Source organism: Algoriphagus winogradskyi, assembly GCF_900182815.1.
Classification (GTDB): domain Bacteria; phylum Bacteroidota; class Bacteroidia; order Cytophagales; family Cyclobacteriaceae; genus Algoriphagus; species Algoriphagus winogradskyi.
Genome location: NZ_FXUA01000001.1, coordinates 201,646 through 216,912 on the forward strand (window position 1 = coordinate 201,646; position 15,267 = coordinate 216,912).

Genomic DNA, 15,267 nt, shown 5'->3' on the forward strand with positions numbered 1-15,267 from the left:
TTTCTATCTTGAAAGTAGATAAAAAGTTACGTATGGATCTTTCATCATTATTCTCACTTGACGGAAAAGTCGCTCTGATTACAGGAGCAAGTAAAGGAATTGGATTCGGTATTGCAGAGATATTTGTTGCGGCAGGCGCTAAAGTCGTCCTGTGTAGCAGAAAACAGGATGCTGTGGATCATATGGCTACCAAACTGCGAGCAAAAGGATATGAAGCTGTAGGCATAGCCTGTAACGTGGGAAATATGGATGAACTTCCAAACTTGGTGGGCAAAACCATAGAATCGTGCGGACAACTCGATATACTGGTCAATAACGCAGCAACAAGTCCCGTTTTCGGGCCAGTACATGAAACGAGCTCCACAGCTTTTGACAAAATTATGAATGTAAACCTGAAAGCTCCCTTTGAACTTTCAAAATTATGCTGGCCCTATTTGCGAGCTTCTTCAAATGCCTCAATAATCAATATCAGTTCTATAGGCGGTATTTCCCCTGAACATGGATTAGGTATATATAGTGTAAGTAAAGCTGCCTTGATTTCCATGACCAAGGTATTAGCCAAGGAATGGGGAGAAGCTAAAATTCGGGTAAATGTGATTTGCCCAGGTCTAATCGAAACTAAATTCTCAGAACCCCTTTGGTCCAATGAAAAAATCATGAAAATGGTCATGAATAAACTCGCCATCAAGCGCGTGGGTTCGGCCCAAGAAATTGGAGCTATGGCGCTATTTTTAGCTTCACCCGCATCCGCTTATACTACGGGCTCTGTGTTCACAGCAGACGGAGGTTTCACTATTTAACTACAAGAATGATTATTTCAACTATCGGGATTATAGGCTCTGGCAACCTTGGCACCAGAATCGGATTGCAAGCCGCTTTGTCAGGTTACCACGTTCAGGTTTATGATATTCAAGAGATCAGTTTGAAAAAATCTTTGTCAACTATGAAAAAGCTGTTGGCAAAAATGGCTAGAGAAGAGTTAATCAATGCACAAACAGCACAGAAAGCCTTTGAGAGGATATCTTTTACAAAAGACCTCAAAAAGGCGCTAACCAAAACTGATTTAATCAGTGAAAGTGTCACGGAAGATCTAACCATTAAAACTGAAGTGTGGAGAAAAATAGGTCGACTAGCTCCAGAGCACACCATTTTCACTACGAATACCTCCTATTTACTTCCCTCGCAGTTTTCGGAAGTTTCAGGTAGACCTGAAAAATTCTGCGCTTTTCATTTTCACGATGTCTTCCATTCGAGAGTGGTTGACATCATGCCGCATCAAGGAACTTCATTAGAAGTTGTTAACCTGTTGGAAGATATAGGTCGCAAACTCAATCAAATCCCAATTCTTGTAAAAAAAGAACATTCAGGCTATATCTTCAATACTTTGCTTATAGCTTGGATCGATGCTGCTGGTAGATTGCTAACAGGAGAAATCGCTGAGGTGGAAGCTATTGACAAATCCTGGATGATTAATTTCAATATGCCCGCCGGGCCATTTGGGATTTTGGATAATGTGGGCTTAGATACAGCTTGGCACATTACCAGTTCACGAAGAAATCCCTCCTCTCGTGCATTTGCTGCACTATTGAAAACCTATGTAGATCAAGGGAACTTGGGAACCAAATCTGGAGAAGGTTTTTATAAATACCCAAACCCAAGCTATAAGCATCAGGATTTTTTAAAATAAATTAAACAATTTTGCTCCAAATTAGATCTAGCTTAACAAGCTGCTCGTAATTCCAATTTCACCTAATCACCCCGATGAAGTCCCTTTATTTTAATCTTGCCTTTGGCTTGCTTTTTCTGCTTGCCAAAAATGGCTATGCTCAGCTTACCAGTGGTAAAGAATCAGAATTTCCAATTTCAATTCATAACCAAGCTGAATTTGCGCAGGTTGATTCTGGGCACTATGATTTGGAAGAATTTTTAGCGATTGAGGATTCATTGGATTTCCAATTTTTAAAATATCCGATAACGGACCTAGGATTTACTGACGGTACCTATTGGGTGCGATTTTCTTTAGAAAATACACTAGACAAACCTCTGACATATTACCTGGAAACAGCAAGACCAATCACCGATGTAGTACACTTATATCAATTGACTAATGGAACTGTAGTCTCAGATCAGTTGAGTGGAGATCTAGTAAAGTTCGAGAATAGACCATTCCAGCATAGAAAGCTAATTTTCCCGATCACAATTGCTCCAAATTCCACTTCGAGATTTTACATCAAATACCAAAGTGACGGAGAAGTGATTTCTGTTCCTTTGCTCTTAAACAATACTTCATCCCTAGTAAACTCCTCTTTCTTTACCCAACTGATTTTCGGTTTTTTCTATGGGATTCTATTTATAGCGAGTGTGATGTACCTATTCTTTTATTTTGGAATGAAGGAGTCAAGCTTTCTATTCTATGTAGCTTATGTAGTATCTATAGCTTTACTTCATTTAAATCTTGATGGGTACTTTTTCCAATATATCACACTAGAACCGGGTTGGTTTGCCAATCGCTCCCTATTAATCTTCGCAACGCTTAGTTCATTGGCCTTATGTGGCTACAGTTATGTTTATATTGAGATAGAAAGGCTTTCTACCTTTATAAGGCGATCCTACCATGTCCTACTATTCGCCCACCTGATTCTTTTCTTGGCAGTATTAGTTTACTCAGCAGGCCAGGCCAGTTACTATCCTGCGGTAAATATCCTTGGAGTATTGACTTTAGCCTTGATTATCACCACTATTTTCAATTGCTACCTACTCAAACTTCCCATTGATTTTTTTTTCACCGTCGGTATAGCTTGTTTGACATTTGGCTTTGTCATTTTCATATTGAATAATTTCTCAGTAATCCCAAATTCATTTTTCACTGCAAATGCTTCCAAAATAGGAACTGGGGCTGAAATTATCTTTCTATCTCTTTCCATGGCCAATAAAATCCGCTTGCTCAAAACTGAAAAGGAAGAAATGCAGGAACTTGCCTTGATCCGGTCTGAGGAGTCCAATGAAATGAAGTCATACTTCTTATCTAATATGAGTCACGAACTCAGAACTCCTTTGAATGCGATTTTAGGTCTTTCTAAGTCTATTATTAGTAATACCGAGGACCCTACAATTAAAAACAACCTGGAAGTCATTCAATATTCATCCATGTCTTTGCTAGGGTCAATCAATGATATTTTGGACTATTCTAAAATAGAAAAAGGAGAACTGAAACTTGCCCATGTGGATTTTGATCTTCAAAGAATCATACAGGAATTAAAGGTGGTGACCAATCAAAAATCCCGCGAAAAAGGCCTGAAATTCATGTATGAGGAAAGTAACTCAATCAATGATAAACTAATAGGTGATCCCATTCGCTTGAAGCAGATCATTTCAAATGTCCTTGACAACGCCACCAAATTCACTCATAATGGCGAAGTCAAAATGAAGGTGAATACGGAAGAAAGCCATCAAAACAGAATTACACTTTTATTGGAAATTGAAGATTCTGGTGTTGGGATTGCCCCTGAAAAACTCGATCGAATTTTTGAGTCCTTTAATCAGGAGCAGATAAATGATAAGCGGAAATATGGGGGTTTTGGTATTGGGCTCTGTATTGTCAAGGCATTGGTAGAACTTCATCAAGGCACTATAAAAGTAAACAGTGTGAAGAATAAAGGTACACAAGTGATTATCAAGATCGAACTTGAAAAATCTACCTCAGTGGCTACAAACCAAGAATTGTTGACTCCAGCACAATCTGAAAAGCTTATGTCTGGTAAGCATTTTCTGGTAGTCGAAGACAACAGGGTCAATCAGCTGGTGATCAAATCTATACTAAGAAAATGGAAGGATGTGAGCTTTGACTTCGCAAACAATGGTTTAGAGGCATTACAGGCTATGAAATCTAAAGCGTACGATGTGATTCTGATGGACTTGCAAATGCCGGAGATGGATGGATACGAAGCGACAGAGCAAATTCGATCAGGGAATTCGGGATTGAATTCAACTAGCATTCCAATTATTGCAGTCACTGCAGATACAACTGAAAAAACTAAAGCCCGGGTTTTCGCCATTGGCATGGATGATTACATAACCAAACCAATTGACCAGGAATTACTCTATTCTAGTGTGGAAAAAGCGCTTTATCTGGAAAAAATAACGCTCGATATTTAGTCGCAAATCAGTGAGAGTGAATTAGCATAAAATCACCTAACCCTTATTTATTGCTAGGCTTTGGACTATAATCCATTGGCAGCAAATCACCCACTCTTTCCCAGGCAATGTATCCTTCGACCAAAATCCCAAAAGGATCAGCATAGCTCCCATTTGCATATATTTCTAGATCTTCCATTTCGAGATGAATAGTAGAAACCTGATTTCCCAACTTTTCAGTACTCGCCCGACCTTTAAATTCAATGCTTTCTAACTCCTCAGTATACGTGACATGTACGTAGTCACTGAAACTAAGCAGGACCTTTCCCTCCGAATTATTCGCTATAAGTTCCCCTGCGGATATGGGGTTAGAGTCCAATTGATTGACAAACTTGCCCGGATTGGATGGATCAGGAATTCGATAAAGTTTTCTAAGTATAAATCCCTGGTTCTCGGTGTTTCCTTCATAAATAGACCTAATTAGATGTTGTAAACTTCCTCGGTAGGCTTTTTCACGTTCTTTTTCGACTTTTCTCTGCTTAGCTCGAGATAAAGTAGAGTCGGGAATAAAGAGAGGGTACCCAGCGTAGAACACATATCCATCGTTCCTTTCAAACCTAAACTCTTCTAGTAAATAGTCTAGTCTGTAGCCAAGATTTGGATTGTCAATTTTCAGAATGTCTGTTGCACTTACCTTGAGCATACCAGCTTCACTTTGATCGTCCAATCTCAATACAGTGTCATTTAGAAATTTACAGGAATTGCCATTTTCTGAAGTACCGAGAAAATATGCTTTGAAACTCTCCAGGTTCCTATACCATGCCGGATCACGATTAACCTTCACCTCTACCAGGTCCAACTCCTCCTCACTTGGACTGAGTAAAAATCTGTATCCCTGAGGCTTTAAATCATCTGTTGACAAGCTGAATACCAAACTATTATACCCTAACATACGAATAATCACTTCATAGTTTCCTTCGGGAATAGAAAGATAGAATTTCCCATTGCCATCGGCAGACACACCAAAAGTTGTATTCGTTATAAAAACGGTGGCATAAGGAACTACTTCACCTGTCTCATAATCAGCAACTGTACCCTGAAAGACTTGCTGCGCAAAAGCGATATTGCCACACAAAAACAAAAACAAGCCTAAAACAATCTTAAATAGAATTGAAATAGGCTTGCTCATATAGTCTCAATCAGGAATTGATGTCTCTTTACTTTTTCTTAGCGAATCGACCTCCCTTTTTCTTAGGTTCCGGCTGATTTTCAATGATATGGATGGTCTCTTCGTAAGTCAACGTTTCAGCTTCTTTATCCTTAGGAATTTTGTAGTTGTTCTTACCCATTTTGATGTAAGGCCCCCATCTTCCGTTCAGTACCTGGATCTCTGGATTCTCGTCAAATGATTTAATATGCTTTTTAGCATCTGCCTCTCGCTTATCTTTGATCAGTTGAATGCCTTCTTCCTCTGTAATGCTCAGCGGATCCATTTCTTTTGGAAGGGAAACAAAATTGCCATCATGACGCACATATGGTCCAAATCTACCAATAGCAGCCACCATCTTTTTATCCTCAAACATTCCGATGTCTCGAGGTAACTTGAACAATTCCAATGCATCTTCCATCGTAATATTTTCGATGAATTGCCCCTTTTTCAAGCTTGCGAACTGCTTTTCCTCATCTTCAGAATCTCCAATCTGAACCAATGGTCCGAATTTCCCCAGTCTCGCAATCATAGGCTTGCCACTTACCGGATGGTTTCCAAGTTCACGACTAGTATTGAGATCTTGCCTAGCTATTTGCTCGGTGTCTTCTACGTTCTTGTGGAAATTTCCATAGAAAGAATCTAGCATATCCTGCCATACTTGACCTCCAGCAGCGATATCATCAAACTCCTTCTCTACCCTAGCAGTAAAACTAAAGTCAATCACATTCGGGAAATGCTCTACGAGAAAGTCATTAACCACCATTGCAATATTCGTTGGGAAAAGCTTCTGTTTCTCTGCGCCCGTATTTTCGGTTTTGGTTGCTTCTTTGAACTGCCCTTTGGCGATGATCATTTCTACATAATCTCTAGGTGTTCCATCTCTGGATTCCTTTATGACATATTCGCGACGTTGAATCGTAGAAATAGTAGGAGCATAGGTAGATGGTCTGCCGATTCCTAATTCTTCCAGCTTCTTCACCAAAGATGCCTCCGTATACCTTGGAGAAGCTCTAGAGAAGGTTTCACGACCTTTCATTTCTTGCAAGGCCAAGCTTTGACCTACAGTCAAAGGAGGCAATAATGCCTTACCTGCATTGGTTTCTTCCTCTTCCGGCTCATCATCGGTATCTTCCAGATAAACTTTCAAGAAACCATCAAATTTGATAATCTCGCCAGTCGCCACCAGATTTTGAGGTTGATTCGAGATATCGACTGTAATAATTGTCTTCTCCAATTCTGCATCAGCCATCTGTGAAGCTATTGCACGCTTCCAAATCAGCTCATAGAGCCGCTGTTCGTTGCGTTCTCCCGATACATGGGCATTTCCAAAGTCGGTAGGTCGGATGGCTTCGTGAGCCTCCTGAGCACCTTCAGACTTGGTGGTAAACTTTCTTGATTTATGATATTTATCACCGTATGAATCTTGAATGGCGTTTTTGGCAGAAGCCATTGCATCATCTGATAGATTCACACTATCTGTTCTCATATAGGTAATTTTACCCGCTTCATACAATTTCTGCGCTACAGACATGGTTTGAGCCACAGAGAAGTAAAGTTTTCTACTCGCTTCCTGCTGCAGTGTAGAGGTGGTAAATGGTGCGGCTGGAGATTTCTTTCCTGGTTTTTTCTCCAGGTTGGCTACTGAGAAATCAGCGGCTAAACACTTCTTTAAAAACTCCTCAGCTTCAGCTTTAGTATCAAATTTCTTAGGTAATTCAGCTTGGAAAGTTTTTCCTTCTACCTCGAAAATTGCAGTTACTCTAAAACTTGATTTAGCCTTGTGCTGCTCAATTTCTCTTTCCCTATCTACAATCAATCGGACAGCAACAGACTGCACTCTTCCGGCAGATAATCCAGTTTTAATTTTTTTCCAAAGAATGGGAGAAAGCTCAAAACCTACCAAACGATCCAAAATACGTCTAGCTTGCTGGGCATTTACCAAGTCTATGTCTATTCCACGTGGATTTTCAATTGCTTTGGTAATTGCATTTTTGGTGATTTCTCTAAAGACGATTCGTTTAGTAGTTTCATCCTTCAGCTTCAGCACTTCCTTCAAGTGCCAAGAAATTGCCTCTCCTTCACGGTCATCATCACTCGCTAGGAATACTGTCTCAGCATCCTTCACCAAGGCTTTTAGGTTTTTGATTACGTCCTTTTTATCAGCAGTAACTTCATAGGTAGGACTAAATCTATTTTTAATATCGATTGCTTTATCGCCTTTCGGCAGATCCCGCACGTGACCGTAGCTGGATGCTACCTTATAGTCTTTGCCCAAGTAACCTTCGATGGTTTTGGCTTTAGCAGGTGACTCGACGATAACAAGGTTTTTTGACATAGAAAAGCAGTTTTTCTGGGATTTCAGGCCCGATTAGAAAAGCTAAAAATAGATGGCATTGTTGTCTCGTCCAAATATTTAAAATTCGACAGAACCATTTTGGAGGGATTTTTGAACGATTAATTGAACAGTTCATAGGTCATAAACCACTTATCATGAAGCGATTATTTTTACTTAGACACGGGGAAGCAGGTTTTTCTGATGGTTCTGATTTTCAAAGACATCTTACTACAAAAGGTAAAGAAAATCTGGTCAGAATGGGAGAAAGACTCAATCCAACGCTTAAAACGATTGATTTGATGTACTGTTCTGAAGCTGTACGCACTCGCGAAACAGCTGAAATAATGGAAAAGTACCTGGCTATCCGGGAGTCAGTTTTCCTTAAAGACATTTACCATGGAGACTTAAGAAATATAATTGCAATCCTTGAAAAAACTTCGAATATCGTAGAAACTTGTTTGCTTGTCGGTCACAATCCAACCATTAGTCTGCTTTTATCTCACGTATCCAATGAAAATTACTTAGGATTACAACCTGGAATGTTGGCTATAATAGACTTAGAAATTTCAGATTGGGATATGATCGGGTTTGGTACGGGTGTCTTAAAAGAAATAATTCAATAAAAAGAACGTATTTAATTTCCGAGCAGATCAAATTTGAACCACTTATTTACTTTTACTCATTTTTTATCACCTATTTATCAAATATTACACCCTTATCTATCTATATTTACTAAATAATTTAGATAAATGCCTGTATTTGATGGCAGCTATTTATAAATTTCATTTCTTTGAGATGATCCTTACAGTGCCTGGCTAAAAATAAGTCTGCGCCATAAACAACCCAAAATATTCTTACGAATCCTCTGCCTAGGAACCACAATTTGATTTAAGATCAAATGGCTAAAACTTGAGTACCCTTTATAAGAATATACATACCCAAATTTCGATTACCTGATGAAAGTTCTGGTATAAAATCCAGCCACATTAATCACCCAGTATCTTTCTTGCTGTTATTTCAAATGATGCTTAAGATCAACAAACGCTCTTCTGATATCAAAATAACACAAGCCAATTTAAATGCAAAAAGCCCTGAATTTAACTTTTCAGGGCTTTTTGCATGTGGAATATTGAAATCAGAAATCAGTGGACTTACCGTCTAAATCAAGCTTTTTGATCCAAACATTTCTGTAAAACACATCGTGTCCTTCAGCTTGAAGCTTTAAGCCTCCAGGTGTATCAGTAATCCCTTTCCCACCGTCATTTCCCCCATCAAGCCCTGAATTGGGACCACCCCAAACTTGCTGTATTTCTTTGTCTTCGTGGATTTTCACACCATTTAAGTAGACTGTCGCACGAGGCTTCGCTACTAGTTTCCCATTTTCAAATCGTGCCGCTTTAAATTCAATATCATATGCATTCCACTTGCCTATGCCATAATACTCCTCAGAAGTAGGAATGTGCTCGTTTATCAGGGCGCCCATTCCATGGTCACCATAATCCCCATCTAGAATCTGAACCTCATACCTATTCTGCAAATATACTCCGCTATTTCCACCTTCATTCTTAATGAAAAACTCCACGTGTGCACGAAAATCCTTGAATTTGTCCTTTGTCACTATATCTGCGGCGCCATATAATCCCCCAGCTGCTGCCGGATCATTACTACTAATTGCTTTTCCACCATCAATAGGATCAGCTACCTCAGGCCATTTAATAGGTTTTTCAGCCATAAATCTAGGTCCCTCCCAATACTCCCAATTTTTTTCAAGAGATTTTTTGGAGCCGTCGAGATATAATTTGGCACCTTTCTCAGGCTTCACCCCTACCCCCGTTTGGGCAGATGCAATGGTTGCCGATCCGAATAAGGCTAGAGCGATGGAAAGCCCTTTGAAAAATTTGTAATTCATATGTTTTGAGATTTGAATGTATTTTTTTTGGGAAAATAATAACTAGACCATGTCCAATTGTTCAATTTGGTTAATTTTAACCAAAATCAAGCTTTTTAATACATGAAATCACAGCTGCATTAGGCAGGGGTGTTTCAAGTTCGCTACCCATTAGGAATGCCTGTTTGATCTAGAAGATTGACTTTAAACTATTTAATTATAAACCTATGAAATGGGAAGGAAGAAGACGAAGTTCAAATGTAGAAGATAGACGAGGTCAGCGAGTTGGAGGTTCTGGTGGTGGTGGATTTAATCCTATGCTAATTGGCCCCCTTCTTAAAATACTTTTCTCCAAAACTGGGCTGATAATCGTTGGTGTGATAATCGCTATTTCTGTCCTGACAGGAACCAATCCCCTAACTTTCCTCGGCAATTTCATGGGAGGCGGTCAACAAGGCTTCACTACTGAAACAAATTATACTCCTTCTGCAGAGGAAGACCGTTTGGCTGCTTTCAGCGAAACCATACTGGCTGACACAGAAGATGTGTGGAATAAGGTCTTGGATAATTATAGAGAACCCACCTTGGTTCTATTCAGTGGACAGGTTTCTTCCGCGTGTGGAATGGCTTCAAGTGCAACAGGTCCCTTCTACTGTCCTGGGGATGAAAAACTTTACATAGACCTAAGCTTTTTCAAAGAAATGGAGATGAAATTAAATGCTCCTGGAGACTTTGCTCAGGCTTATGTCATAGCCCACGAAGTAGGACATCATATACAGAAAATCTCCGGTATCACCGCAGAAATGGACAAACTACGAGGTCAAGTGAGCGAAAAAGAATACAACCAATTTTCAGTGAGATTAGAGCTTCAGGCTGATTTCCTAGCAGGAGTTTGGGCTAATCACAGTCAGAAGTCTATCGGATGGATGGAAAAAGGTGATTTAGCTGAAGCTCTAAATGCGGCGAATGCCATCGGAGATGATCGACTTCAAAAGCAAGCAACCGGAAGGGTCACACCCGACTCATTTACACATGGTACCTCAGCTCAGCGAATGAAATGGTTTAAAAAAGGATTTGAAACTGGAGATATCAATCAGGGGGACACCTTTAACACAAATGACTTATAGCCCTCATGGGTTGATTTCCAATACCTGAATCTGCTCCGGATCGATCTGATGTATATACTGACGCAAGATATAATAGGTCTCTGGAACTTGTGTCACCAAATCCAATTGAGAAGGGATGTCATCAGTAAGTTCGTCGTTTTCTAGATAGGCAAATCGGCTTAGCATTCCACTTTCAAACATACAATAGGCAGTTTCACGGGGATTTCGCCCATCCAGTTTGATCAGAATTTCCTTTTGGCCATCCTTGATCTTTTCCATAAACTCTGACACGCGTGTATTATACTCCTTCGGTTTCTCTGTAAAATAGCAAGCGCCCTCACACCTCAAAAGGTCTTCCGGTTCACAATTCACTTTTCTCAAGCCACAAAGTTTTGGACAAAGACCATAGGTTTCAATTCCAGTTTTGAGAAAGGTATTCGCCTCTTCCATAGAAAAAAAGGACTCAATCGGTTTGAAAAATTTGGTGATTTTCGCAACCTGAAATCTTCCATATCCAGAATAATCTTCGTAATGAAACAACCCAAACAATCGCTTTGGAAGCTTAGACGCGTAATTATATTTAGGCCATAAGCGCTTAATTTCCAACGTCTCAAACAAAAGCGCCATTAGTTCACTTCCAGTTAATTCCCATTTTAAATCAAAGACTTCATTCTTTAATTTCTGTTTTAGACTAGGTAGTAATTGACCGGAGAAGTGGTTTTTAAACCTTTCCCTAATATTAATCGCCTTACCTACATAGATCGTTTTTCCATGCTCATCTTGCATATAATAAACACCACATGCGGTAGGTATTTCTTTGAATTTGGAGTGAGGAAAGTTGGGCGGTAAAAAAGCTTCTCCTGTGTTTTTCTTCAGGGATTGATTGATGATTTGGTAATCAGATTTGATCATTCTATCAAACAAAATCGCCGTTGCCTTAGCATCTCCCATTGCCCGGTGCCTAGCCTCAATCTCGATTTTCTGACTTTCGCACAGCCTCCCTAAGCTATAAGATTTCATACCCGGATATACTTTTCGGCTGAGACGGACAGTACAGAGTTTGGGAGTTTTAAGCTCCTTCCCTACTTTCAAAAATGCCTCACGAAGAAATCCATAGTCAAAACTGACATTGTGTGCTACAAATACCCTGTCGTGAAGTAATTCCCACAATTCATCATGTATAGCTTCAAAAGTAGGCTGGTGTCTAACCATAAAATTATCTATTCCTGTCAGCCCAGTAATATAGGTGGGAATGGCCTGCTCAGGATTTAAAAGTGTCTGATACTCCCTGATAATCGATTCCCCATCGTGAATCAATACAGCTATTTCAGTTATCCCACCATACTTTGGCGCACCGCCGGTGGTTTCAATATCTACTATGGCGAATTCCATTGGCTAAAAGTAAGGATAAGAATTTTCAGATTAGAAAAGTTGTCAGAGAATGACAAAGAATCAATACCAGTTCAAGGTTTGGGATCATTCATCTATAACTCCAATCACATCTCAAAGTATCGGTTCCTCTCATTTTTTTTACCATTTATCCTATAAATGCAACTTTGTTTCATTTGTGCTAGTTTATAATATTATCGCCGACTATTTTTGCATCGTGAATTTGAAAACAGGAATACTAGTGTCAGTAATTTTACTCCTTGGCCATACCCTCTATGGGCAGGATTGTAAATTATCCATAAGAGGTAAAATCATTCATTTGGAAAACAATGAGCCAATTGAAGCAGCCTACATATGGGTTGCTGAAGCTGAAGAAGGAGCTGTAAGTGACCAGAATGGAAATTTTACCATAAAGAATCTATGTAGTGGGTCCTACATACTTACCATTCAATACCTCGGACATAAAACGATTACGGATACCTTTAATCTGGAAACCAATACATACAGTAAGACCTACAGAATGGAGGAGGAATCTTTAGGCCTTCAGAGTGTAGAAGTCCACGGGCACCGAGACGCAGTGCAAACTACTACAGCTGTTTCTGCGCTTTATGGAGAAAATCTGCTCGAATCAAGAGGAGAAAATTTAGGAGAAAGTCTAAAAAGGATCTCCGGAGTATCTACTTTTTCTACAGGGAATAGTATAGCTAAGCCAGTGATCCATGGTATGCACAGTAATCGAATTATGATCATGAATAATGGGATTCGATTGGAAGGACAACAGTGGGGAGCAGAACATGCTCCGGAAATCGACCCTTTTCTAGCTGATGAAATCACTGTAGTAAAAGGTGCCGAGACAGTAAGATACGGCCCAGAGGCAATGGGAGGAGTGATTCTGGTAAACCCCGCCCCACTACCCACTACTAAGTTTAGCAAAACTAGTCTCAACCTTATCGGTGCCTCAAACGGAGGAATGGGTAATCTTAATCTTGTTCATGTGGGAGGGTTAGAAAAAGTAAAAGGCTTAGGTTACCGCATACAAGGCTCCGCTAAAAGGTCAGGCAATATAAAATCACCAGGATATTTTCAGGACAACACAGGTTTAAGTGAACTGAATTTAAGCAGTTCCCTAGGGTATAGTAGCTCAAAACTTGGCGTAGAAGCTTATTACAGCTTATTCCATTCTGAATTGGGAATATTGAATGATTCACATACTGGGAATCTTTCTGATTTAGAAAACATCATCGAAAATGGTCGTCCCTTTTCGGATGGAGAATTCACCTATGAAATACTCAACCCGAAACAACGTGTAACACATCATTTGGCAAAGCTAAAGTCCCATTATCATATTTCTGAAAGCTGGAAAATAAATTTCCAATACGGGTTTCAGCTAAATCATCGACAGGAATTTGACAAACGTAGAGGAGATCTGAATGAAAAAGCAAGTTTGGATTTAGAGCTTTTTACCAATACACTAGACCTATACGTAAATCACACGCATAAGAATGAATTAAGTGGCACTTGGGGTGTAAACCTCATACAGCAGGCAAACAGTAATATTCCGGGAACAGGTGTGACTCCATTGATCCCCAATTACGATATGATCAATGTAGGAATGTATGCCATGGAGAAATATTCCAAAGGCCCATTGGAAGTGGAGGCTGGCATACGCTATGACTTTAGAAATGTAAACACTGCCAGATACATTGATAATGAATTGAGAACAGCGGATTTGGATTATCAAAACTTTTCGGCATTCCTAGGTGGCCTTTACCATATCAGCCCAGATCTGACTTTCAATTCCAATTTTGGCTCAGCCTGGAGACCACCTAATGTCAATGAACTTTTCTCTGAAGGTCTTCATCATGGTGCTGCAGCGGTGGAAATAGGAGATCCAAATTTAGAATCTGAGAAATCACTTAAATGGATCAATGAACTTCAATACGATGGAAATAAAACCCATTTGGAATTCACAGCATACCTGAATCCTATTCAAGATTACATTTACCTGAATCCAACAGGTGAAACCTATGTGAGTTTGAGAGGGACATTCAATGTCTATGAGTACTTGCAAGCAAATGCACTTTTCTATGGTTTTGATTTTGCCGGAAGCTATGAATTCACGGACAAGTTTAGTGGATATGTAAAAGGTTCAATAGTGCAGGCAAAGAATACAGGAGACGACAGCTACTTCCCTTTTATACCATCTAATAGAATGGATTGGGGCGTCTCATACAGCTTCGCAAAGGATTCTGATCCCAAAACGAATAAAATCACTTTAAGTAATGTTTTGGTCGCAAAGCAAAACAGAGAGCCGGAGTTAGACATTGCTGCCGCTCCCCCAGCTTATGCTTTATTCAACCTAGCTTACACCAAGCAAATAAACATCGGTGAAAACAAGATGAATCTTGGTCTTCAGGTACAGAATGTATTCAACACCGAGTATAAAGATTATATGAACCGCTTTCGATACTTCACCTATGATATGGGAAGAAATGTCTTATTAAAAATCAACTACGAATTCTAACCAATTATTTTATGAACACAAAAAACAAACTTTACCTCCTTGCACTAGCATTAGTTGCATTTTCGATTTCGAGCTGCGAAAGTGAAGATCCTGTTCCAGAAAATGACGGAGAGGTGATTACGGACGTAACATTGATGTTTCAAGAAATCGACGATACGGGAGCTGCAGTGGGCTCTCCTTTTGAATTCACAGCATCTGACTCAGAAGGAATTGAAGTGGGTGGAGCGCCTACGGTGGAAACTGTAATGTTATCAAAGGGTAAAACCTACCAAATGTCGATCGAAGTATATAACTCAATCGAAAATGAAGACATCACTGAAGAGATCCAAGAAGAAGGCGATGAGCATCAATTCTATTTCTTGGGTTCTGCTTTTACTAGCTCTCCATTCCTATCCTATATTTATGATGATGAAGGAAGTGAATTGATCGGATTGAAAGGTATCGTGTCCGTGCAACAAAGCCCTGGTTTCAGCACAGCTGAAATGCGAGTAATACTGCGTCATGATTTGGACAAAAACTATCCAGGAGCTGACAATCCAAATTTTACGGATTATGCCCAAGCAGGTGGTGAGTCTGATTTGGATATCACTTTTCCTGTAGTAGTAGAATAATTTTTACTACCCTATCAAACACAAAAAGCAGCTCGAAAGCTGCTTTTTGTGTTTAACCTTAATTTAGAAG

Annotated in this window: 11 protein-coding genes; 7 read left to right on the forward strand and 4 right to left on the reverse strand. The window is 39.7% G+C overall.

Going from position 1 to position 15,267, the window contains the following annotated elements; translation table 11 throughout:
- Positions 1 to 32: 32 nt before the first annotated feature.
- The 3 genes from QOL76_RS00935 (at position 33) to QOL76_RS00945 (ending at position 4,155) form a co-directional block, all read left to right on the forward strand.
- A complete protein-coding gene (locus QOL76_RS00935; protein ID WP_283411142.1) occupies positions 33 to 800 on the forward strand; it encodes an SDR family NAD(P)-dependent oxidoreductase in 768 nt (255 codons plus the stop codon).
- A gap of 8 nt (positions 801 to 808) precedes the next feature.
- Positions 809 to 1,687, forward strand: a complete 879-nt coding sequence (locus tag QOL76_RS00940; protein ID WP_283411143.1) for a 3-hydroxyacyl-CoA dehydrogenase — start codon at positions 809 to 811, stop codon at positions 1,685 to 1,687.
- 74 nt (positions 1,688 to 1,761) lie between these two features.
- Entirely contained in the window at positions 1,762 to 4,155 is a 2,394-nt protein-coding gene (locus QOL76_RS00945; RefSeq protein WP_283411144.1) for a hybrid sensor histidine kinase/response regulator, read from the forward strand.
- Positions 4,156 to 4,198: 43 nt separating this feature from the next.
- Here the strand turns inward: QOL76_RS00945 and QOL76_RS00950 are convergent, their stop codons facing one another.
- On the reverse strand, positions 4,199 to 5,323 hold the full coding sequence (locus QOL76_RS00950; RefSeq protein WP_283411145.1) for a carboxypeptidase-like regulatory domain-containing protein: 1,125 nt from the start codon (positions 5,321 to 5,323) through the stop codon (positions 4,199 to 4,201).
- A gap of 28 nt (positions 5,324 to 5,351) precedes the next feature.
- On the reverse strand, positions 5,352 to 7,679 hold the full coding sequence (gene topA, locus QOL76_RS00955) for a type I DNA topoisomerase (RefSeq protein ID WP_283411146.1): 2,328 nt from the start codon (positions 7,677 to 7,679) through the stop codon (positions 5,352 to 5,354).
- A 155-nt stretch (positions 7,680 to 7,834) separates the two neighbouring features.
- Here topA and QOL76_RS00960 point away from each other — a divergent pair, with 155 nt between their 5' ends.
- A complete protein-coding gene (locus QOL76_RS00960) occupies positions 7,835 to 8,302 on the forward strand; it encodes a SixA phosphatase family protein (protein WP_283411147.1) in 468 nt (155 codons plus the stop codon).
- Between the two features lie 512 nt (positions 8,303 to 8,814).
- Here QOL76_RS00960 and QOL76_RS00965 read toward each other — a convergent pair.
- A complete protein-coding gene (locus tag QOL76_RS00965) occupies positions 8,815 to 9,588 on the reverse strand; it encodes a 3-keto-disaccharide hydrolase (RefSeq protein ID WP_283411148.1) in 774 nt (257 codons plus the stop codon).
- Positions 9,589 to 9,794: 206 nt separating this feature from the next.
- On the opposite strand from QOL76_RS00965, the gene ypfJ reads away from it, so the two are divergent.
- On the forward strand, positions 9,795 to 10,694 hold the full coding sequence (gene ypfJ, locus QOL76_RS00970) for a KPN_02809 family neutral zinc metallopeptidase (RefSeq protein ID WP_283411149.1): 900 nt from the start codon (positions 9,795 to 9,797) through the stop codon (positions 10,692 to 10,694).
- Positions 10,695 to 10,697: 3 nt separating this feature from the next.
- Here ypfJ and QOL76_RS00975 read toward each other — a convergent pair whose 3' ends face one another.
- Positions 10,698 to 12,065 (reverse strand): exonuclease domain-containing protein, encoded by a 1,368-nt coding sequence (locus tag QOL76_RS00975; RefSeq protein ID WP_283411150.1) that lies wholly within the window; start codon positions 12,063 to 12,065, stop codon positions 10,698 to 10,700.
- A gap of 238 nt (positions 12,066 to 12,303) precedes the next feature.
- Here QOL76_RS00975 and QOL76_RS00980 point away from each other — a divergent pair, with 238 nt between their 5' ends.
- Both QOL76_RS00980 and QOL76_RS00985 read left to right on the forward strand, forming a co-directional pair.
- Positions 12,304 to 14,586, forward strand: coding sequence for a TonB-dependent receptor (locus QOL76_RS00980; RefSeq protein WP_283411151.1), 2,283 nt, complete (start codon positions 12,304 to 12,306; stop codon positions 14,584 to 14,586).
- 11 nt (positions 14,587 to 14,597) lie between these two features.
- Positions 14,598 to 15,197 (forward strand): hypothetical protein, encoded by a 600-nt coding sequence (locus tag QOL76_RS00985; protein ID WP_283411152.1) that lies wholly within the window; start codon positions 14,598 to 14,600, stop codon positions 15,195 to 15,197.
- The last annotated feature ends 70 nt before the right edge of the window (positions 15,198 to 15,267 follow it).